This window comes from Keratinibaculum paraultunense (assembly GCF_016767175.1).
Lineage (GTDB): Bacteria > Bacillota > Clostridia > Tissierellales > Tepidimicrobiaceae > Keratinibaculum > Keratinibaculum paraultunense.
The window spans coordinates 216856-239829 of record NZ_CP068564.1 but is presented as its reverse complement, the minus strand read 5'-3'; the positions used below and the strand labels follow the sequence as shown (position 1 = coordinate 239829).

Annotated in this window: 19 protein-coding genes and 2 tRNA genes; 1 reads left to right on the top strand and 20 read right to left on the bottom strand. The window is 29.9% G+C overall.

Annotated elements, in window-relative coordinates; all coding sequences use genetic code 11:
* Window positions 1-7: 7 nt before the first annotated feature.
* From JL105_RS01110 to JL105_RS01020, 19 genes are all read right to left on the bottom strand, one after another.
* Window positions 8-985, bottom strand: a complete 978-nt coding sequence (locus tag JL105_RS01110) for a P1 family peptidase (RefSeq protein ID WP_132025563.1) — start codon at window positions 983-985, stop codon at window positions 8-10.
* Entirely contained in the window at window positions 957-1871 is a 915-nt protein-coding gene (locus tag JL105_RS01105; RefSeq protein WP_132025565.1) for a glycosylasparaginase, read from the bottom strand. The genes JL105_RS01110 and JL105_RS01105 overlap by 29 nt, the downstream gene beginning before the upstream one ends.
* 39 nt (window positions 1872-1910) lie before the next feature.
* A complete protein-coding gene (gene mtnA / locus JL105_RS01100) occupies window positions 1911-2963 on the bottom strand; it encodes an S-methyl-5-thioribose-1-phosphate isomerase (RefSeq protein WP_132025567.1) in 1053 nt (350 codons plus the stop codon).
* 129 nt (window positions 2964-3092) lie between these two features.
* A complete protein-coding gene (locus JL105_RS01095; RefSeq protein ID WP_132025569.1) occupies window positions 3093-4826 on the bottom strand; it encodes a 5'-nucleotidase C-terminal domain-containing protein in 1734 nt (577 codons plus the stop codon).
* A gap of 213 nt (window positions 4827-5039) precedes the next feature.
* Window positions 5040-6119: an ABC transporter substrate-binding protein gene (locus JL105_RS01090; protein WP_202690549.1), complete on the bottom strand. Its 1080-nt coding sequence runs from the start codon at window positions 6117-6119 to the stop codon at window positions 5040-5042.
* 18 nt (window positions 6120-6137) lie between these two features.
* Complete coding sequence (locus JL105_RS01085) at window positions 6138-6911, bottom strand: ABC transporter ATP-binding protein (RefSeq protein ID WP_132025573.1); 774 nt, start codon at window positions 6909-6911, stop codon at window positions 6138-6140.
* Between the two features lie 4 nt (window positions 6912-6915).
* The gene (locus JL105_RS01080; RefSeq protein ID WP_132025575.1) at window positions 6916-7923 is read right to left on the bottom strand and encodes a FecCD family ABC transporter permease; all 1008 of its coding nucleotides are present in this window, start codon (window positions 7921-7923) and stop codon (window positions 6916-6918) included.
* 32 nt (window positions 7924-7955) lie between these two features.
* A complete protein-coding gene (locus JL105_RS01075) occupies window positions 7956-8798 on the bottom strand; it encodes a transposase (protein ID WP_132025577.1) in 843 nt (280 codons plus the stop codon).
* 129 nt (window positions 8799-8927) lie between these two features.
* Window positions 8928-10250 carry an NCS2 family permease gene (locus JL105_RS01070; protein ID WP_132025579.1) on the bottom strand — a complete coding sequence of 441 codons (1323 nt, stop codon included), beginning with the start codon at window positions 10248-10250 and terminating at the stop codon, window positions 8928-8930.
* 227 nt (window positions 10251-10477) lie between these two features.
* Window positions 10478-10552: transfer RNA gene (locus JL105_RS01065), tRNA-Glu, on the bottom strand.
* Window positions 10553-10564: 12 nt separating this feature from the next.
* Window positions 10565-10639, bottom strand: a tRNA-Gln gene (locus JL105_RS01060).
* Between the two features lie 46 nt (window positions 10640-10685).
* Window positions 10686-12131, bottom strand: a complete 1446-nt coding sequence (gene gltX, locus JL105_RS01055) for a glutamate--tRNA ligase (protein WP_132025581.1) — start codon at window positions 12129-12131, stop codon at window positions 10686-10688.
* 51 nt (window positions 12132-12182) lie between these two features.
* Window positions 12183-13568, bottom strand: a complete 1386-nt coding sequence (locus tag JL105_RS01050) for a GTP pyrophosphokinase (protein WP_132025583.1) — start codon at window positions 13566-13568, stop codon at window positions 12183-12185.
* Between the two features lie 90 nt (window positions 13569-13658).
* Window positions 13659-14708, bottom strand: a complete 1050-nt coding sequence (locus JL105_RS01045; RefSeq protein WP_132025585.1) for a TdeIII family type II restriction endonuclease — start codon at window positions 14706-14708, stop codon at window positions 13659-13661.
* A 3-nt stretch (window positions 14709-14711) separates the two neighbouring features.
* Complete coding sequence (locus JL105_RS01040) at window positions 14712-16301, bottom strand: DNA methyltransferase (RefSeq protein WP_132025587.1); 1590 nt, start codon at window positions 16299-16301, stop codon at window positions 14712-14714.
* A 157-nt stretch (window positions 16302-16458) separates the two neighbouring features.
* Window positions 16459-17385, bottom strand: a complete 927-nt coding sequence (gene rihC / locus JL105_RS01035; RefSeq protein ID WP_211333310.1) for a ribonucleoside hydrolase RihC — start codon at window positions 17383-17385, stop codon at window positions 16459-16461.
* Window positions 17386-17537: 152 nt separating this feature from the next.
* Complete coding sequence (locus tag JL105_RS01030; protein WP_132025589.1) at window positions 17538-18878, bottom strand: C1 family peptidase; 1341 nt, start codon at window positions 18876-18878, stop codon at window positions 17538-17540.
* 20 nt (window positions 18879-18898) lie between these two features.
* Window positions 18899-19942 (bottom strand): DUF1284 domain-containing protein, encoded by a 1044-nt coding sequence (locus tag JL105_RS01025; RefSeq protein WP_132025591.1) that lies wholly within the window; start codon window positions 19940-19942, stop codon window positions 18899-18901.
* Between the two features lie 21 nt (window positions 19943-19963).
* The gene (locus JL105_RS01020; protein ID WP_132025593.1) at window positions 19964-20563 is read right to left on the bottom strand and encodes a protein-L-isoaspartate(D-aspartate) O-methyltransferase; all 600 of its coding nucleotides are present in this window, start codon (window positions 20561-20563) and stop codon (window positions 19964-19966) included.
* Window positions 20564-20775: 212 nt separating this feature from the next.
* Here JL105_RS01020 and JL105_RS01015 point away from each other — a divergent pair, with 212 nt between their 5' ends.
* Window positions 20776-22158 carry an MATE family efflux transporter gene (locus JL105_RS01015; RefSeq protein ID WP_132025595.1) on the top strand — a complete coding sequence of 461 codons (1383 nt, stop codon included), beginning with the start codon at window positions 20776-20778 and terminating at the stop codon, window positions 22156-22158.
* A 95-nt stretch (window positions 22159-22253) separates the two neighbouring features.
* Here the strand turns inward: JL105_RS01015 and JL105_RS01010 are convergent, their stop codons facing one another.
* Window positions 22254-22913 (bottom strand): rhomboid family intramembrane serine protease, encoded by a 660-nt coding sequence (locus JL105_RS01010; protein WP_132025598.1) that lies wholly within the window; start codon window positions 22911-22913, stop codon window positions 22254-22256.
* Window positions 22914-22974 lie beyond the last annotated feature (61 nt).

Genomic DNA, 22974 nt, shown 5'->3' with positions numbered 1-22974 from the left:
TTGAAAGTTATTGTCTCTTATGAATATATATATCATCATATCCTTTAACACCATAAGCAGATTCAGCACTCTTTACAGCATTTACTATTGCTCTTTCCATAGTTCTTGCTGCTAAAAAACCTACCACATTTATATCCGCTTCTACTTTACATGTAGCCATAGTAAATATGGTATCTCCATCAAATATAGAATGGGCTGGTCGTATAGTTCTAGCATAGCCATTATGGGACATAGAAGCTAATTTATTCATTTGAGATTTTGTAAATATTCCATTGGTAACTACCACACCTATAGTAGTGTTTCCATTAAATATATTTTTCTTTTCATTATATTTTTTAATCATAGCATTTTCTGTTCCAATTAAGGTGTTTCCCTTTTCATCTAATAATCCAGCCAATATCTTTCCTGTTTCAGGATCAATAACATCACCTAATGCATTAACTGCTACTATAGCTCCTACTTTCAAATCCCCAACTTGTGTAGCATAAGAGCCTAGCCCACCTTTCATAGCCCTCTCTATTCCTAAAAACTTTCCTACTGTAGCCCCAGTACCAGCTCCTATATTGCCATTGGGGCATTCCTTATTTGTAGCATTTACACAAGCTTCATATCCCATTTTAAAATCTGGTCTTACTTTATAGTCTCCCACTACTAAATCAAATAATACTGCACTACACACTATGGGCACCTTTGTTACCTGTACATCAAATCCAATATCCTTCTCCTCTAGATATTTCATAGCGCCTGAAGCTGCATCTAATCCAAATGCCGAACCTCCAGATAGCATTACTGCATGAATTTTATCCACTAAATTTTGTGGATCTAATAAATCTGTCTCTCTAGTTCCAGGAGAGCCACCTCTTACATCTACCCCTGCAGTAGCTCCTTCTTCACATATAATAACTGTACATCCAGTTCCTGCTTCTATATTTTGAGCATGCCCTACCTTTATACCTTCAATATCTATAAATTTTATTTCTTTCAATATATTCACCGCCTTTATTGCTAACCAAATATACAGTAGGAGGTAAATCATTAGTAGCTATTACAAAGCTAAACTCTTCTATATTAGTTGCTGCACCCCATTCACCTTTGTTGTTCATACACACTACAGATATATCTCCAACTTTACCTTGCCTTTTTAATAACCTGTCGTTTAAATCTTTTACTGCTTTTTCTGCTGCTTCACTAGGACTATGACCTTCTCCCATTAATCTTACTATTTCATAGGAGATACACCCTTTCATTATATCTTCACCAAGACCCGTAGCCACAGCACCACCTATACAACTATCCACATAAAACCCAGATCCTGGTATAGGAGAATCACCTACCCTACCTTTTCTTTTCATAAAAAGACCAGAAGTAGAAGTCCCTGCACACATTTTCCCTTCTACATCTAAAGATACCATTCCAACAGTATCATGACCCTCATAAGGATTAAACTCTTCTTCAATTACTTTTCTCCTTTTTTCTTCATATATATTAATAGATTCTTTAGTAAGCATATTTCTTTCTTCAAATCCTTTACCCAAAGCATATTTTTCAGCTCCAAATCCTACTAAAAAACAATTAAATCTCTCATTACTTAATTGCCTTGCTATGGAAATAGGATTTTTAAAATTTCTAATACCAGCCACAGCTCCTATGGATAAAGTGTCTCCATTCATAAAGGCTGCATCTAATTCCACTTCACAATCCTCATTAGGAAGACCACCATATCCTACAGATTTATATTTAGGATTATCTTCTACTATTTTTATAGCTTCTTCTATAGCATTGTCACATGACATACCATTCTTTAATCCGTTAAATCCCTTAGTAACACCTTCCAAAGCCATTTCCCAAGTAGCTATAATTCCCCACTTCATTCTTATCACCTCTTATTACAATAATATTACAAATAACTATCAATTTTCACCCCCGGCACCAGAAAAGATAGTTTTTAAATTTATATCATAAGGTGCCCTTACTATTCCCTTTTCTGTAATTATTCCATCAATTAATTCATTAGGAGTTACATCAAATGCAGGATTATACACTTTTACATTGGAAGGTGCAGTTTGCTTTCCAAAACCACATATTATCTCTTCCCTACCCCTTTCTTCTATAACTATATCTTTTCCTGTTGGAGTTTTTAAATCAATGGTAGTTGTTGGTCCAGCTACATAAAAAGGAATATTGTGAGCTTTCGCAAGTAGTGCTACACCATAAGTACCAATTTTATTAGCCACATCTCCATTTGCAGCTACTCTGTCACAACCTACTATTACCACATCTATCCACCCTTTTGACATAACCATTGCTGCCATATTATCTGTAATTAGTGTAACATCAATACCTGCTTCCATTAGCTCAAAAGTAGTCAATCTAGAACCTTGTAAAAGTGGTCTTGTTTCATCAGCAAATACTTTTATATTCCATCCTCTTTCCTTAGCTAAATAAATAGGTGCTAAAGCTGTACCATACTTAGATGTAGCTAAAACACCTGCATTACAATGAGTTAATATTGTATATCCATCTTTTAATACTTCTATTCCATTTTCTCCAATCTTCTTGCATATTTTTTCATCTTCCCTTTGTATACTAATAGCTTCTTCTTCTAATATTTTTTTTATTTCTTCTACTGGTTTATATTTATTTTCCAAAGCCTTTTTTTCCATTCTATCTAACGCCCAAAATAAGTTTACTGCTGTAGGTCTTGATGAACCAAGATATTTAGAGATCTTTTTTAATTCATTATAAAAACTATTAAAATCATCTTCTTCTAAATCCTTTATTCCTAAAACTACACCATAAGCAGCTGCAATTCCAATTGCTGGTGCTCCTCTAACCTTTAATTTTTTTATTGCATCAAAACATTCTTCTACTGTTTCTATTGCTATTATTTCTTTTTCAGTTGGCAATTTGGTTTGGTCTATTATATATAATTTTCCATCTCTATACTCTAAAGTTTTTAACATTGTATCGCTCCTTTATACATTTACTTTTATAATATTAATTATATCTTATTTTTCATATATTACCAATCTTTATCATAAAATTAAAAAAGCCTCTGCTCAGGTATATACCAAAGCAGAGACTTAATTTGTTTAATTAGTAGGTATTAATATCTTTTGTCCCGGAAATATTAAATGTGGATTTTTTAACTTATTGTATTCTGCTAACTTTTGCCATGTAGTACCAAATTTTTCAGCTATCTTCCACAACACATCTCCTGGTTTTACTGTGTATTCTTTTTCTTTTGGTGCTGGTACTACAACTTCCTTATCTGGCTCTTCTACAGGAGTTTGTAAAATTGTAATTCTTCCCTCAACCTCATAATCAACTTCTCCTATTTTTTCAATATACTTTATTAACGCTTCATCTAATCCTTCAAATTCTCCAACCAATTCTCCTTCAGCTAACATAGTATATCCATCTCCACCAATTGCCATAAAGTCATTGGTAGCAACAGTATAAGTTTTATTTAAATCTACTGGCTTTCCTTTAATTTTTAAATCCACTATCCTATTTCCAGCTTCTTTAGATGGATCTATTTTAAATGTCATACCAGCTACATGGGGGAATTTTCCTGCTGGTTCAGGATAAGTATCTACTCCATACTCTAATGCATTTAATATATCTATTCCCTTTAATTTCTTTACTACTATATAATTACCAAAAGGAAATACTTCCAATATATCACCTTTTGTTATGTCTCCAGGTTCGATGGATGCTCTAATCCCACCTCCATTTGTAATAGCTACATCTGCACCAGTTAAATCCAACATAGCATCTGTCGCTAAATTTCCAAGATTAGATTCCCCTGTTCTTACCGCTTCTCTTTCTCCAACTAATCTTACTTTAGTCTTTCCTACAACAACTGATGTTACTTCCTCATTTTTTTTCTTTAATTCTTCAATTGCATTAGAAATTTTTTCATCCTCTTTTAAATCCACCACTTCATCAAACTTTATTAATTTTGCTTTTTTATCAGCTATCTTCCCATCTACAACATCAATATTAATTATACCTATATTTTTTAAATGCTCACCTGCTTGTGCTATTAATGTATTTCCCACCATCTTGCCTTCCTCTAATACAGTATGGCTATGCCCATCTATAATAATATCTATACCTTCAACCTTATCTGCTATATCACTAGATTTTGGAACACTTCCTTCATCCAAACCTATATGAGTTAGTGCAATAATTATATCCACTTTTTCCTCTTTTAATTTATTAACCATCTCTTTAGCCGTATCTACAGGAGAAGTAATATTTATGCCTTCAGTGTTTTTAGGATTGGATTTATATTTAGTCTCTTCTGTTGCTAAACCAAATATACCAACTTTTACTCCATCTATCTCTTTTATAATATACTCTTCTAAATCTTTAGTTCCATCTTCTCTAACAACATTTGCTGCTAAAATAGGGAACTCTGCTATTTCCTTTAATTCCAGTAATCTTTCATAGCCATAATTAAAATCATGATTGCCTGGTACCATAGCATCATAGCCTATTTGATTCATAAGCTTTATTATAGATTCACCCTTAGATATAGTTGCCATTGGCAATCCATGAATTGTATCACCTGCATCTAATACCAATACATTTGGATTTTCTTCCTTCAATTCTTTTATTTTAGTTGCCAGCTTTGCATAACCAATTAGCTCTTTTTCATCACCTTCCACTCTACTGTGAACATCATTAGTATGAACAATAGTAATCTTTGTAGACTTTGCTTCTTCGGCAAAAACCTTATTTCCTACAGGTAATAATATAGATATTATTAATGCCAAAGATAGAAAGATACTAAGTATTCGTTTATTTTTAAAATTCATTAAACTTCCTCCCTTACATTTATAAAATTTATGGGTAATTCTTAATATAAGTTTAACAGTCCCTTGTAAAATTTGTTAAACACATACGTAAAATATTTGTAAAACTTCATATAATTTTCCCTCTAATATTAAAATTACCCATACCAACTTCATTTAATCAATACAATAAGTATCTTTTACGGTGCCAGGCACCGTAAAAGATACTTATTGTTCTTAATGTCTTATACTATTTTGAAGTAATTCATCTAATTCATATTCAGTTAACGAATAGTGGTAAAACTTATCATAAAATTCCTTTACTTCTTTTCTCATATCATAGTCATATATGTCTGGGTATAAAAGATTTCCAATCCATTTTAATCCTAATATCCTGTTTACAGAAGGAGGTCTATCAAACCAGTTAAAAGGTTTGTTTGGTATTTCATACACCTCTCCATCTTTAACCGCCTTTATATCCTTCCAAGCTGGATCCTTAAGTATTCCAGAATAATATCCTCCTCTTTCATCATCCCAAGATATAATTATCTCTGGATCCCATAAGAGTAATTGTTCTATAGATACCTCTGATTTACCCCTATCTCCTTTAATTTCTACTTCAGCTACATTATTTCCTCCAACTATATCTATAACATAAACATGCCTAGAACCTGATGGTTCAGTTTCTAATCCATTAGGTCCTTCAGCATAGTATATACTAACCTTCATATCCTCTGTAACTTTTATAGATTTCTTTTCTATATCCTCCAATGTATCTTTACAATATTTACCTAATTGTTTCGATTTTTCCTCTTCGTTCATAATTTCCCCTAATAATTTATAGGTTTCATCTAATTTATATATATCTCCATCCAAAATTACTATTGATTTACCTATCTTTTCCTGTAGCTCATCTGTCTGAGATATAAAAGTATCATCTATGGTACCCATAGCTATTAATACATCTGGATCTACCTTTATTAATTCTTCTACATTTATGGATTCTTTACCAGCACCACCTAAATTAGGTAAATCATGATATTTTTCATCTATATAGCGTTTTTCTCCTTCTCTTAACTCATAATTCCATCCTACCATTTTATCCGGATTTAATGAATATATCAAAATAGTACCTACTGGACCTGTAGAAAATATTGTGTCTACTTTAGCTGGTATAGTAACATTTCTTCCTGCCATATCAACTATTTCTATGAAATTTTCAGTAACCTCACCTTCGGTAGATTTCTTAGTACAACCTGTTATTAGAGAAAAAATCATTATAAAAATAGGTAATATGAATATAATTCTCTTTTTCATCATAATCCTCCTAGTTTTTTAATATATAGGTAAACACATCTTTACAGTTTTATTTTCAATACTTAACTCTACTATCCTTATATCTATACCATATAAATTTTTAAGATCTTTATCTTTTAAATTTTTCTGAGGATCCTCTACTACCTTGACTATACCATCTTTTACCAAAAGAGTTTTAGTCCCAAAAGACAATACTTGTTCTGGAAAATGAGTAGCCATAATAATTATCATGCCTTTTTTAGCACACTCTTTAAGATAATTTAGCATAATTACTTGATTAGCAAAATCTAAATTATTAGTTGGTTCATCCATCACTATTATTTTAGCTTGTTGAGCAATAGATTGAGCAATTTTAACCAATTGTCGTTCTCCACCACTCATATTTGAATATATTTTATCTTTCAACTCCAATATATTTAACATTTTCATAGCATCTAGTGCTATTTTCTCATCCTCTTCAGTAGGAGAAGAACCAAATCCTAAATAAGAAGTACGCCCCATAAGTACTATATCTAAACCTGTATATTGGAAAGTAGAACTAAAGGTTTGAGGTATATAACTAATATTTTTAGATCTTCTATTAAAACTCCAATCTTTTATATTTTCACCTTCTATACACACTTTCCCTTCTATAGGCTCTAATAAACCTACTATGGTCTTTATTAAAGTAGATTTTCCTGAGCCATTAGGTCCAAGAATACATATTATATCTCCTGATTCCCCTTGAAAAGATACATTTTTTAATATTTTTTTATTTTTATAACCACAGCTTAAATTATCCACATGTATCATATTCTCAGCTCCTTTTATTGGTCAAAAGTAAAAATATAAAGAAAGGTGCACCTATCAATGAGGTAAGTATTCCTAAAGGAATTTCCACCGTTGTCAATCCTCGAGCTATATTATCTATCAATAGTAAATAAGTACTTCCTAATAATAAGGTTGTAGGAATCAATATCCTATAATCTGGTCCTACTATCATTCTACTTAAATGAGGTATCACCAAGCCAATCCAACCTATCATCCCAGATATAGATACAGAAGCAGCCGTTATAAGTGTAGAACATATTATTACAATTATTCTAGTCTTTCCTGTATCAAGCCCTAAAGTTTTAGCTTCATCTTCTTCCAAAGATAATACATTTAGTTTCCATCTCAATATAAATAAAGGGATAATACCTAATATTATAGGAACGACTATGACTTTTATATCTCTAGGGGAAATACTAGATAAACTACCCATCAACCAAAAGGTTATAGTAGGAAGCTTATCTTCCGTATCTGCTAAATACTTTATTAAAGATGTAAGAGAAGTGAATATAGAACCTACTAATACTCCAGTAATTACCAAAGATATTATAGGTTCTTCTTTTATTTTACTGCTAATCAAATAAACTAACCCAACTGCTATGAGTCCAAATATAAATGAAGTTATTTGTATACCTACTGTATTAAAAGATAAATAGATAGCTAAAGCTGCTCCAAAAGCTGCTCCTGATGAAACTCCTAATATGTCTGGAGAAACCAATGGATTTTTAAACATGCCTTGATATACTGCACCTGAAAGGGATAAGGAAGCTCCAACTAATATTGCCCCTATTATTCGAGGAAGTCTCACTTGAAATACTATGGTATCTATGGTATCTGGCCAATTCTTCTCTATGGGAAATATTTTAGAACTTAAAACCTTTAACAATTGATCAATAGATACTGGATATCTTCCTATACCAAATGAAATGAAAAATGATATTATCAATAATATGATAAATATGTATATATAATCTTTTCTCTCCCTTTTACTCATCTAAATCCTCCATTACCCAATTTTTCATTATGTTAATCCCCTTCTTCTACTAAATTTCTAGCAGCTGCTGAAGTTATGCCTATAAAACTACCTATGGCACTGTAAGAATAACCTTCTTCCCTTCCCCAAACTATATATTCCCTTTTGTATTTACTTAAATATCTTTTTCTTGAACCAGCTTTTATTAAATCGTACTCTACCGGTGTAGGGCATACTTTTTTTAATATTTCATCCAAACTTAACACTTCCATTGTGCCTTCCAATGACTTTCTAAATTTTTCATTTCCTATTACATCATTTTTTTCATATATTTCTTCTAAAATTTGATATTCTAAATCATCTTTATCCATTAATTTTATATATATTCTAATAGCTTCTACTCTATTAGGTGATAATATATTTAAAAATTCGTCTATATCCACCATATTATCCATATTCATTCTATAAAACATATCACTACTCCACTTGTATTGTTCCATAATAGGACATATTTTTGCAGCCACTGGATTATTATGTATATATCTTATAAGAGCTAATAAATAAGACTCATCTTGTACTAATATTCCCTTATATCTATCTTCAAATACTGGACCAGTATTTCCAGTACTATAGTTATAATATTTAGCATATCTAGTATTTATTTGATGCATTATTTTACTAATAGGTATATTAAGGGTTTGAATTAAAAAGTGATAGTGATTATTCATTACTACATAAGCAAATATTTTAAAATCATACATTTCTTTAGTTTCACTTAAAATTTTCAATAAACATACTTTATCTTCATCTCTTTTGAAAATTGCTTCTCTATTATTGCCCCTTTGAATTATGTGATATATAGCACCATAGTACTCAATTCTAGGCTTTCTTCCCATCAGTACCCCTCCCCAAAATACCTAGCATTTAATATTTGTACTATTCTACATAATTTTTAAATTTTATTTTTTCCCGGGAAATATATTTGAAAAAGGATCAATTTGTCGAAATAAAAAATACTACTTTCCTTATATCCCCACTATATTTTTTAATATAAATAATATTGCTAGTATATACATCACTATTGATATATCTTTCCTCTTTCCAGTTATAAGTTTTAGTATCACATAGGATACCATCCCAAATACTATACCTTCTGCAATACTATAAGCAAAAGGCATCATAACTATAGTTAAAAACGCAGGTATTGCTTCTGTAAAATCATCTAAATCTATCTCTTTAATTGGGCTTATCATAAATAATCCCACTAATATCAAAGCTGGAGCAGTTGCTTCTCCTGGTACCATCCCAAATATTGGAGAGAAAAATAATGCTAAAAAAAACATTCCAGCTGTAGACAATGCCGTTAGCCCTGTTCTTCCTCCATCAGCTACTCCTGCTGCCGATTCTACATAAGTAGTTACAGTACTAGTCCCTAAACAAGCACCAACTACAGTCCCTACAGCATCCGAAAGCAAAGCTTCACTAACTCTTGGAAGTTTACCTTCTTCATCTAACATATCAGCCTTAGAAGCAACTCCCACTAATGTTCCTACTGTATCAAATACATCAACAAATAAAAATGTAAATACTACAATTAGCATATCCCAAGTAAATATATTTTCCCATTCAAACTGAAAAGCTACTTGTGATATAGATGGCGGTAATTTAAATACTGCATCCGGAAGTTGAGTTATTCCCATTGGAATTCCTATTATAGTGGTTGCAAGTATCCCTATTAACAAAGCTCCTTTTATATTTTTCGCTAATAATACTCCCATTATTATTAAACCTATTAATGCTAAAAGTGGTCCTTTACTAGTTAAATTACCTAATTCTAATATAGTGCCGTCTCCAGCTTGTACTATTCCTGCATTTGAAAAGCCAATTAGTGCAATAAATAATCCAATGCCTACAGACACTGCTTTCTTTAAATTCACAGGAATCGCATCAAATATAGCTTCTCTTACATTAAGAAAAGATAATATTATAAATATAATCCCTTCTAAAAATACTGCCGTTAATGCAAATTGCCAAGATTTACCCATTTTCACTACAACAGAATAAGTAAAAAATGCATTAAGTCCCATACCAGGTGCTAAAGCAAAGGGATAATTAGCATAAAACGCCATCATAAGTATAGCTATTATGGAAGAAATAGCTGTAGCAGTAAATACTCCTCCCCAATCCATTCCAGTTTTTGATAGTATATTAGGATTTACTATTAAAATATACGCCATAGTCATAAAAGTAGTAATTCCTGCCATAATTTCTGTCTTAGTATCAGTACCATGCTCACTAAGTTTAAAACATCTTTCAAAAAATCCATTAATACCAGATTTACCACACATATAAAACCCTCCTTAAAAACTATTTACAGCAATTTTCATATTTTTATCAATTTTTCTGTATTATTCCACTTTATACCTGCTTCCCTATTTTTATACTTATTATAAAAATTATAGCATAAGGAATTTTATATGTCTACTTAGGTTCGGAGTGAAAATTAAAATTATATCTCCTCACAAAAATAACTATCAAAAAAGGTGCCTGGCACCTTTTTTGATAGTTATTTAACTGGTAGCCCCAAGGGGAATCGAACCCCTGTCTTCGCCGTGAGAGGGCGATGTCTTAACCTCTTGACCATGGGGCCAAATGTTTAAAGTGGCTCCGGGACTAGGATTCGAACCTAGGCTCTGTGATCCAGAGTCACATGTGCTACCAGCTACACAATCCCGGAACTATTATTTGAACAATATACATTATACTCTTTTTTGCTATAAATTTCAACAATTTTTATTAATAAAATCTATAGCTTTATCCATTCTTTCTATAACAGTTTCCTTTCCCAATATTGATATAATATCAAAAAGTCCAGGACCTACAGTTCTTCCTGAAATAGCTAATCTAGTAGGATGAATAATATCTCCACCTTTTATTCCCAATTCAGCAATTAAATCTCTATAAACTTTTTCCACAGTTTCTACATCAAAAGATGGTGCATTTGCTAATGCAATCTTTCCTTTTTCAAGTAGATCCACAACTCCTTCTTTTTTAAACCTTTTTTTGACGCCCTTTGGATCATATTCCTCAATATCTTTAAAAAAGTATTCACTAGCGTCTGCTATTTCTGGAAGAAGTTTTACCTTTTCTCTAACAGCATCTACTACTCTCTTAATATATTCGTATTTTTCCTCAACTTCTTCTTTCTTTATTAATCCTTTATCTATTAAATAAGGAATTGCCTCTTGAGTAATATAATCTAAATCCAGTTTCCTTAAATAAACTCCATTCATCCAAGTAAGCTTATCTATATCATATATAGCAGCTGTTTTGTTTATTCTATCTAAAGAAAATTTACTAATAGTATCCTCCATGCTAAATATCTCAGTCTCATCTCCTGGAGACCAACCTAATAGAGTAAGATAATTAACCAACGCTTCTTTTAAATATCCCTTTTCTCTAAATTCTTCTACTGAAGTAGCACCATGTCTTTTGCTTAATTTACTTCTATCAGGAGCAAGTATCATAGAAATATGAGCAAACTGTGGTATATCATAACCTAGAGCTTTATACATCAATACCTGCTTAGGGGTATTGGACAGATGTTCTTCTCCCCTTATAACATGGGTAATTCCCATATGATGATCATCTACAACACAAGCAAAATTATAGGTAGGCATTCCATTAGATTTTAATATGATATAATCATCCATCTGGCTATTATCAAAAGATACCTTTCCTCTAATCAAATCTTCTATTTCCGTAGTTCCTTCTTTTGAAGTTTTTATTCTAATTACATAGGGCTTTCCTTCTCTTAAATTTTTCTCTATTTCTTCCTTCGAAAGATTTAAACATCTACCAGAATATCTAAAAGGCTCTCTACGTTTTCTCTGTTCTTCCCTATCTTTTTCCATCTCCTCTTGGGTGCAAAAACAATAATAAGCTTTTCCTTCTTCTACTAATCTATTAGCTTCTTTTCTATATAAATCTAATCTATCTGATTGATAAATTGGTCCTTCATCCCAATCTATTCCTAGCCATTTCATACTTGAAAGTATCTGTTGTACAGAATCTTCTTTAAGCCTTTCCCTATCAGTATCTTCTATCCTTAATATAAATTTTCCTCCATATTTTCTAGCAAAATAATAATTAAAAAGTGCAGTCCTAGCTCCACCTATGTGTAAATATCCCGTTGGGCTAGGAGCAAATCTAACTCTAATATCTTTCACTAAAAAGACTCCCTTCATGTAATATTAAACTATAGTATATTATAACACTTTTTAAACTTCGACTAATAATTTAACATTTTCAGAATCAATTTTTAATTTCATTAAAAGTTCATCTGTAAAATAATTGATATTTTCTTTCCACATTTCATAATTTGCAATTTTATTTAAAGTAACATTTATATTTCTATTTATACAATCAATATTATCATCATTTATAAATTCTATATGCCTATTTTCTATAAAACTTTTAGCTATAAGATCCATAACATAATCTATAAATTCTTCTTTTTGTTCTTTATTAAATCTAGTATTTAGTATTGGGTTGTCATTTAAATTATTAATAAATCTATCTCTTAAAAATATTAAAAATCCTTCAAAAGCTTCTGCATTATTCCCCAATTCAATTTGAAATATAATTTTAAAAAATAAATTCCATTTAAAATCTTTGTTTATTATCTCTAAAATCCCTTCCCCTATTCTTTTACAAAATTCATCCTCATAATTTATTTCTCTTTCAAATTCAATATAACTATCAAAATGTACTTCTTGATCTTCAATTTCATATATTCTCTCTAAAACCCTAATAAATACATCATTGTAATTGTTTCCCTCGCAAGAACCATTCTTTCTTAAAACATAAGATACTATAACATCACAAGTCTTCCTATAATCTACTATAAATCCAAATTCCTCTTTAGTTTTTTCTGAATATATTTCATATACAATTTTAGATAAAAGAGCCTCTAGCTGTTCTCTTCTTTTTTGTTCATTAGATTCATCCATATCTCTTAAATGATTATATAATATCATAAGTTGTCCATCTATCATATTTAAATTTTCCCTCAAAGAATACATTACATCTTTAAAAAAATCTTCTGTAAGCAAATATTTATAATTTTTATATAGTACCTTATGCTCTACTTCACCCCAAAATACATTTACCAAAGATTGAATTTGCAATTCGAAATTAATAGCAATATCACCCTTTACATATTTTCCATCTATTCTATATATTTCAAACCCATTTTTTTGCAGCTGAGGTTGAGTATCATCTAGTTTTAACAATATATTTGGCTTTTTTTCATTATAATAATAATCCTTCCCATAAGAAATATCAAATAACTCTAATAATTTTTCGTACACATTTTTTTCATCTTCAATAAATCTACATTCTATTCTTACTCCTATTAAATCTGATAGATTTTCAAAAAGGATTTCTGGGGATTTATACTTCAAATAAAAGTCATTTCTTAGTATCTTTTCCTTCAAACTTGTAGAGGATTTAACTCTAGAAGTAATATTTAATACATTATCACAACTTAAAAATATATCTTCAAAAAAATCTTCTATTTCTTTAGCACCTTTATGAAGAATAGCGTTATGACTTTCAACTAATTCAATGGTATCATCAATAAAATCAAATATTTCTAAACGCATATGCTGTGGAACCCCCCTTAAAAGTTTGACTTTTTTTCTGTAAAAAATCTACTACAAATTAAATTTAAAACTATTCAATACTATATTTAGCTAGCCATTATCTATTAATTTCATTAAAGTATAATACCTATTCCAATTATATTTTCCCTTATTAAAAGCTTTTTGATTATAAATTCTATTTAATCTATTATTACCTTTTATTTTCTCATTAATTATATTATTATTACTTAACAACTCTAATTCTGAAAATAGATTCCATGTTTTAAGCTGTTTTTCATATCCATTTAAACATATATTTGATTTATCATTAATAAAATTATATTTATCTAAAAAATCAGTAGTTGCAATTATATTTATTATGTTTATTAATTCTTGCATAGTATTATTCGTTCCAGATAAAAAATCCCATAATTCATCCCCTAATAAAATTTCATCCCTATCAAAATATTTCCTACAGTTAATAATAGAATTCATAAATTTATCTTTATTATTTTCAAAAGGTTTCATAGCCGTTGGATCAAATGGGAAGCCCATATAAAATCTAATCTTTTTGCCTGGAAAATTCTCAAATAATGCAGTTTTCCCTTCTAATATCTTACGTTTCTCTCCTGCCATTTCTCCAGAATTGGGCTTGACAGATTTTAATTCAATAGCAATTATTTCATTCTCATCTTCAATAAAAACATCACACGAAAAATTATTAGCATTTTCTCTTTCCGAAGAATCCTCAACAAAAAGAATTCTATTTTCTTCTATCAAATTTGGTTTTCTAACAGAAGTACTTAATTCAGTCATAAGCTTATTAATATTGTCTTTCTGTACTTTTGAAATTTGTAAATTCCCTAATTTTTTGGAAGTATATTCTCTTTTTTCTCCATCTGATAATATATGAGCAGCTTTTTCAAAAAAAGTCTGTCCTAATGTAGTGTTTAACCCATGTAACCAACTACTAAGGCTTATAAAAAAAGGTATATCAATCACTTTACCATTAAGCTTATCAGAAAATGCTTTTAAAAAAGCTTCATGAAAAGGTGCATTTCTATTATTCATTGAATCATCAGGAAAAGTCTCAAATCGTTTAAACAACACCTCTATTACCAGATGTGATAATTTTTCTACTTTATCTTTAGGTAAATTCATTTTTTATCTCCTTTTCATATGAAATATTATCTCAGAGTAGGCTTTTTTATCTTTTTCTGTTCGATTTAAAACCGGCCTTTTAAATTCATTAACTATTTTTAATCCAGACTTCTTTGCAATTTCTGGATATAAATTATATTTATCATTAGCTACTATAAAAATATTAAAATCATCTACCAAAAATCTTTTACAATTTATTAACACATCTGAAATACCTTGTACATATAATTTTCTAGCTTCTTTTCCCCTTCCTCTAAAAAGAGGTCCTATTTCTAAATCATCTCGCCTATTAAATCCAAATAGATCATAAGCATATGCATGTTGTTCATGATAATTTATCAAACCTACATAAGGGGGACTAGTAAAAATGCCATTTATTTTATTTTCCCTTAATAATTCATAAAACAACTTATTTTTTTCTTTTATTACTTCAAAAATATCCATATTTCTTGAATCTCCACTTAAACATATTTGATATGAATCAGTCCTCAATTTATCAAATTCTCTTAATCTCTTTATAGTATCATTACTATATCTAGAAAACCAATTAGATATAGTAAACAAAGGTTTGCAAATTTTCCCATGTTTATGGCAATAGTAAGTAGTTAATACAGGAGCTTTTAATGTTGCTAAATCAGAATGAGTAGTTGCTCTACAAGAACGCATGGTTCTACTTAAAATTAAAGCTACTATTTTTTTTGTATTTATATTTTTAATATCTTTAATCAAGTCAAAAGTCATATCTATTTCTTTACGTACATTGCTTATATACCATTTATCTAAAAAAGTTTCATCATTATCTTGTTTTAATTTTATTCCATATTTGTTTACTAAATTATAATATATAGGTAAAAATTCTTTTTCTTTTTCTTTTCCATATTTTTTGCCATCTATCTCTTTGTTTCTTACTTTACGCTTATATTCTGGTGAAGGGAAATATCTATTATTAAATTTCGATAACACATCTGATAATTCATTTTCAAACTTTACTATATTTGATGATTCATCCATTTCATTTAACATTTTTAATATTCTATTAGTTTCATACTCAATATCTTCCAAATTGTATCTTGTAATCTTAGCATTACTAATAAACGTATTAAATTCTGAAATATCAATTCCTATAGCATGTATACCTAATTCATTAGCTTGAACAAGAGTAGTTCCTGAACCACAAAAAGGATCAAGAACAATATCACCTTTATTAAAATAAACTTCATCCTTATACGCATCAGTATGATCATCTAAAAAATATTCTACTAATTGCGGAATAAACTTCCCTTTATAAGGATGCAACCTATGTACGTGTTTTGTAGTATCTGCTTCTTTTAAATTATCAAAAGATAATTCCCAATTTAAATCATCCCCTAATTGTTTTTTCCATTTTATTTCTCTTTTCCCTAAATAAGATTCATAATAATTTTTTAAATCTTTTTTTGATATTTGAATTCTTCCATTCTTTTCTATTTTTTTTATTCGTCCATATTGTATTAAATAAGATATATTAGATGCAGTTACTTCTCTATCTAAATAATTACTTGCCCATTCACTTGCTTCTTGAATTGTCATTAATTCTTCTTGTTTATTAATCATTAATACTCCTCTCCTTATTCTTTAATTCATTTTTAGTATAGATTATCATATTTTATCAGATATATCAATACATACGTTCTCCTAGAGTTCTCAGATTTTTCATTAACTTACACTAAATCCCTATAACTGCTATTTTATCCATAAGATTACTCTTATTTCATATACATTTAGCTATAGCTTCAATAAGCCATTTTTTAAATTCACTTTCATTCACATTTAAACATACCTTCACATTAGGCTCTTTTCTCCAACAATTATTTAAATCTACCACTGTGCACCCCCTAGTTAAAGATGAAAAAGTTTCTATTGCTACATAACAATCTTTTGTTTCAAACATTTCAGGCTTTAATATATAAGCTATAGCAAAACTATCATATATCTTTAAGCCTTTATAAAAACTTCCTCCCCTATAATGTTTAAATAAAGAATATATCATTTCACCAGTTTTATTTAATTTTCTTATCTTCTCGCTATCTTCTAAATAAATGAGAACTTTTTCCCCTAAATCTAAACCACACATCACTATTGGTAACCCACTTTTAAACACTATATCTGCTGCCTCAGGATCTGTAACCATATTAAATTCACCCATAGGTGTTTTATTTCCTCGAGTAGTAGAACCACCCATAAACACTATCTCTTGAATATTTTTCTTTACCTCTGGATATACACTTAGCAATAAAGCAATATTAGTAAGTGGTCCTATAGCCATTAATGTAATAGCACTATCTGACTCCATAATTACATTTTTCATAGCTACAATCGCCTTATCCTCTAAAGGCTTTCTACTAGGTTCTTTAAATTCATATCCATCCAATCCTGATTTCCCATGAATTTCACTAGCATTTTCCAAGTCCACCATTAAAGGCTTTCTAGCTCCTTTGGCTACTGGCACATCTCTCCCCAAAAACTCCACTAATTTCAACGCATTATTGGTAGTTCTCTCTACATCTACATTGCCTGCAACCGTTGTAATAAGTTCTACATCTAAAGTTTCATCAAATAATGCTATGGCAATAGCTACTACATCATCGATACCTGGATCCGTGTCAATGATTAATTTTCTTTTATTCAAAGTATCCACTTAAATATATGCCTCCTTAAATATAATAGAATTAAAGTACACTTGCATAAAAAAGCTATACTCTCAGGTGACACTATATAAATCAAGCCTATAAAGTATAGCTCCAATTTATCTAATTATCTAATAAACAATTTGATTTTTATGAATTACAACTAAAACACTGGACCTAATGTATTCCATGGACTTAAAACTATTGGCTCTTGTTCATAAGCTTCTATTATTTCTTTAGGTACATATTTTTTATTTATAGCAACTCTTAAAACATATTCATCAAACCATTCATCACTCATTACATAAAACCCTTCATTTCCTTCTGATTCTCCCCAACTATTTTGAACTTTCCATCTATTAGGCTTTCCATCTACAAGATTAACACCAACAAAGGTCATTACATGGGAAGAACCGCTAGCCCTATACATAAGTCTATCGGATTTATCCATAATAAACTTAGTATTCAAAACAGTTTCATAATTGAACAAGTTAGTATCCATAATTCCAAATTCCCTATGAGACATCTTACCTACATCACAACCAAATGAAACCTGTTCTCCACCTTTAATTTGAGCTATAGCCAGTTCTTTTAATACATCTATATCCATATTTAAATATTTAATTGGTTCACCGTCAACTACATTACCATGATATTTTAAAGTATAGGTTTTCCCAAAAGGCTTATCCTCTGTGGGATAGTTTACCAATACAATATAATCTTTTGGCTTTACATCTGAAAATCTATTATAAAAATCTAAAGGTGTTATATTCCTTTCTCTATGAAAGTCTCCATCAACATCCCTATATTCAAAGTCAAAAGTCTTTGGTGGTTCTCCCATAAATCGACATAAAATATTATATACATCAATTAACATGCTTTCTTTTTCTTCCCTTATATCATCAATTAATTTACCTTCTCTATACATTCCCCTTAATATTTTAGCATATTCTCTCATTTTGTAATTAAGTATTTCGTTAAGCATCTTTGAATCCTCTGAAGCTTTAGAATCTGGCATTGCATACTTAGGAACTACTCCATACTTTTCTATAAGTTTTGCAAATAGTCCCCATCTTCCACCTTCTTGAACAGGTGAACTTAGTAATCCTATAACTTCATGATCTTCTAAATCCTTGTCAATAGTAGCTATAATATTTTCCAAAAATAAATTTGATTTTTCTAGCTTATCCCAAAAAAATATATAATTTTGAGAAAGCTCAAAATCCTTTTCTTCCATTTGTAACTTTTTAGAAATACTATGACGTATACAATTTAAACCAGCAAACATCCAGCATCTTCCAGTCTTCTTCTGATTTGTAACTTTTCCCACATCAATTTCCTCAGAAAAATGAAAATGCATATTTGCAATGGCATCATGCCTTAATGCTACATCCACAAGTCCATTTCTTATCACAGCATCTGAATATACCTTGTTATTTAAATCAGAATTATAATACTCAGAACATTTCTTAATAAGCTCATTAGATATTGATTTTTTACCCATTTTTTAAAACCTCCTAATATTTAATAACATAGAGTATACCACTCACAATCTCTACATATATTCTTAAAAACTTCTTCATTTCTTATTTCTTTCAGCCTATTGAGCAATTCACTATAACTATATTTGCCTGGTGCAATATTTAAATATTCCAATACTTTTTTATCCATGATATTTACTTTATCATCTGATTCACATTTTACTCCATGCAAATTATGAGGGCAATAATTACATATATGATCATTTCCCTTAACTATCCTAATAATTTGATTTGGATTTTCCTTTAAATTCTCAACTACAGTATCCATATTCTCTATAAATTTTTCACTATAACCTTTACCTACATAAGATTGAATACACATTAGATGGTGAGGTCTTAGACAAATATTATTGGAATTTACAAAATTCTTAAATATTAATTTATTTTGTAGCATTTCTCGTTCATCTTTTAATTCATTTATATAATACTTTTTAAAATCAGGATCTTCTTTTTGCTTCTTTTTAATGCTTTCCATCATATCCTCTACCCTATATTCTGGATGAAATTGAGTACCCCAAATTGGCAAATTATTATATTGAAATCCATGAACAGAACAATTTTTGTTTCTAGCAATTATATTAAAATCATCGTTTAAGTCAAATACTTCCTCATAATGAGATACACAAAATACAGGATTTTCTATTCCTTCAAACAATTCATTATCATCTATATCAATTCTTGCAAAACCAATTTCTCCTCTTTCAGCAACTCTTACATGTTCTACTCCAGCTAATACTCTAACAAGAAATTGATGTCCATAACATATTCCCAATATTGGTTTTTTATTATTTATAAAATGTATTATTGCATTTTCTAGATTGTAATTCCAAGGTCTATCCTCTTTAGCTGAAGCTGCTGAGCCTGATATGATTAAATGGGTATATTTATTTAAATCAGATATTTCATCCATACTTACTGCTCTTATAATCTCATAATCAATATGTAAATCCCCTAGATTATATTTCAGAGCTTCATTAAATTTTAAAATGCTTTTTTCCTCCAATAAACAATTTATTATAAGTATCAATATAAAACCCCCTTTAATTAATTATTTAACCATTGGCACAAATCTAACATATTGAAGATCCTCTTCAATAAATTTATCTCCTTCTCTTATTATAAGTTTAAGTACTTGAGTATGACCAGGTTTCCCTACTGGTATAACCATTTTGCCACTATCTTTAAGTTGTTCCAATAGTTTTTCTGGAACTTCAGGCGGTGCAGCTGTAACCATTATAGCATCATAAGGAGCATATTCTTCCCATCCTTCATATCCATTACCTATTTTATATTTTATATTGTCTAATCCTAACTTATCCAATATCTTTTTTGCCCTTTTTTGAAGTTCTTCTATAATCTCAACAGTATATACTTTTTTAGCTAATTTTGCTAATAAGGCAGTTTGATACCCAGAGCCAGTACCTATCTCCAATACCTCTTTGTTCTTGTCAAGTTCAAGCAACTGAGTCATATATGCTACCAAAGATGGCTGGGAAATTGTCTGCCCATATCCAATAGGCAATGCACTATCTACATAAGCATAATCTTTAAACTCATCTGGTACAAATAATTCCCTAGGAATAGATCTAATTGCTTCTATTACCCTTTCATCTTCTATATCATAAAAAATACCACCAAAAAACCTCATAGTATATCACCTACAAATTAATATTTTTATACTTATATATAAGACATCCTCATAATAAGAATTATATCATATTATATACTTTTTAGACTATCGAAATATTTTACGTGACAATTATTTTTTTATGTTATATAATGTAGTAAATAAAACTTATAAAACTTAATTTTTGTTGCGACCTTTTTAGGTCTTTTTTAATTGCAAATGGAGGGATGCGTATGATAAATATTAAACAGCTACTTGCTCCAAAAGATATGACTAAAGGTACCCCTTGGAAAAGAATTATTGAATTTGCAATTCCATTACTAATTGGAAATATTGCTCAGCAATTATATAATACTGTTGACTCAATAATAGTTGGGAAATATATAGGGGACAATGCTCTTGCTGCAGTAGGAAGTGCTGCACCAGTATTGCACATGTTGCTAGTTTTCTTTGTAGGAGTTGCTACAGGTACAAGTATAATGGTTGCACAATACTTTGGTGCAAAAGATAAGGAATCCTTATCCCGTTCTATTGGAGTTTCAATAACTATTACTGCAATAGTTTCAGTTATAATTATGATAATAGGAACATTGATTGTAAAACCCTTCCTCACATTTTTAAATACACCAGAATCAATAATATATTGGGCTGAAGAATACTTAAAAATATTTTTCTTAGGTATAGCTGGATTTTCCTATTTTAATATTTTATCAGGAATTTTACGTGGTTTAGGTGATTCTATATCAGCTCTTGTATTTCTTCTAATCTCTACCAGTATAAATGTAGTATTGGATATATTATTTGTTGCAAAGTTCAATATGGGAGTTGGGGGAGTTGCTTTAGCAACTATAATTGCACAAGGAATATCAGCAATACTTTGTTTTATAAAATTAAGACAAATGAAAGATATTTTTGAATTAAATTTAGAGATGTTAAAACCAGTAAAAGAGTATGTTGTTAAGCTTATAAAGTTAGGCTTACCTTCTGGTTTAACTCAAGCAATATTTTCTTTTGCAATGATTGCTGTACAATCCCTTACTAACAGTTTTGGTGAGATGGTAATTGCAGCTAATGTTATTGTAATGCGTGTAGATGGATTTGCCATGATGCCTAATTTTACCTTTGGAAATGCTATGACAACTTTTGTCGGACAAAATATAGGTGCTAATAAAATGGATAGAGTTGAAAAAGGAGTAAAAGATGGTCTAAAAATAGCAGTTGGTGTTTCAACTATCATTACTATAATTCTTTTAACTTTTGGGAAACATCTTATGGCTCTATTTACTAACACCAATGAACTTATTGAATTAAGTATGCATATGATGCGTATTCTTGCAGCAGGATATATTGCAATGGCAATAACTCAATGTCTATCAGGAGTAATGCGTGGTGCAGGTGATACTTTAACACCCATGTGGATATCCTTTATTACCACTATCGTATTAAGAGTACCTATTGCATATACAATTGCACACTTTACAAAAAGTCCAGAATATCCTGCAGGAAGACCAGAATCAGTTTTTGTATCCTTATTAATTGCTTGGATATCTGGAGCAGTAATTAATATATTCTTCTATAAAAAAGGCAAATGGAGAGATAAGGCAATTGTAGACTAATCCTCCTTGAAGCTCTATTTAATATATATTTAAAAATATTAAAAATTAGGTTTCAAAAGCTTATGGTAAACACTTCAAACTACAGTTTGAAGTATTTACCATCTCCTATCTATTTTTATAAAGTATTTATATAAGTACATGCCTGCTAAAAATCCAAATATATGAGCCCACCAAGCCACTCCTCCTATAACTCCTACAATAGTTGACATTATTCCTGAACGAAGTTGACTTATAAACCATATAAATAAATATATAGGAGCAGGCACCCCTATGAAAAATGGAAAAAATGGTATTAAACTTATTATCCTAGAATGGGGAAACATAATAAAATAAGCTCCCATTACTCCTGCAATAGCTCCTGAGGCTCCTACTGTTGGTAAATCAGACATAGGATTAAAAATAAAATGAGCAAATCCTGCTATTAAACCTGTAAGTATATAAAAAACAAAAAATCTAAATGCTCCCATATGATCTTCAACATTATCTCCAAACAACCATAAAGACCACATGTTACTTATAATATGCACTATATCCCCATGCATAAACATGCTAGTAAACAATGGAATATAGGATTCTATGTGTTTAAATCCTTTTACAAATCTAGATGGTATAAATGCATATTTATATATCATTTCCAATGCTTCATTATAAGGTAATATCATTTGATTTATAAATACTATCACATTTACAGTTATAATAGTTAAAGTAGCAACTGGCAATTTCCGCCTAGAAGCAGTATCTCTAAGAGGTAACATATATTATCGCCTACTTTCTTCTTATCTATTTACTATATTATAGCAAATATGTAGAATTTTT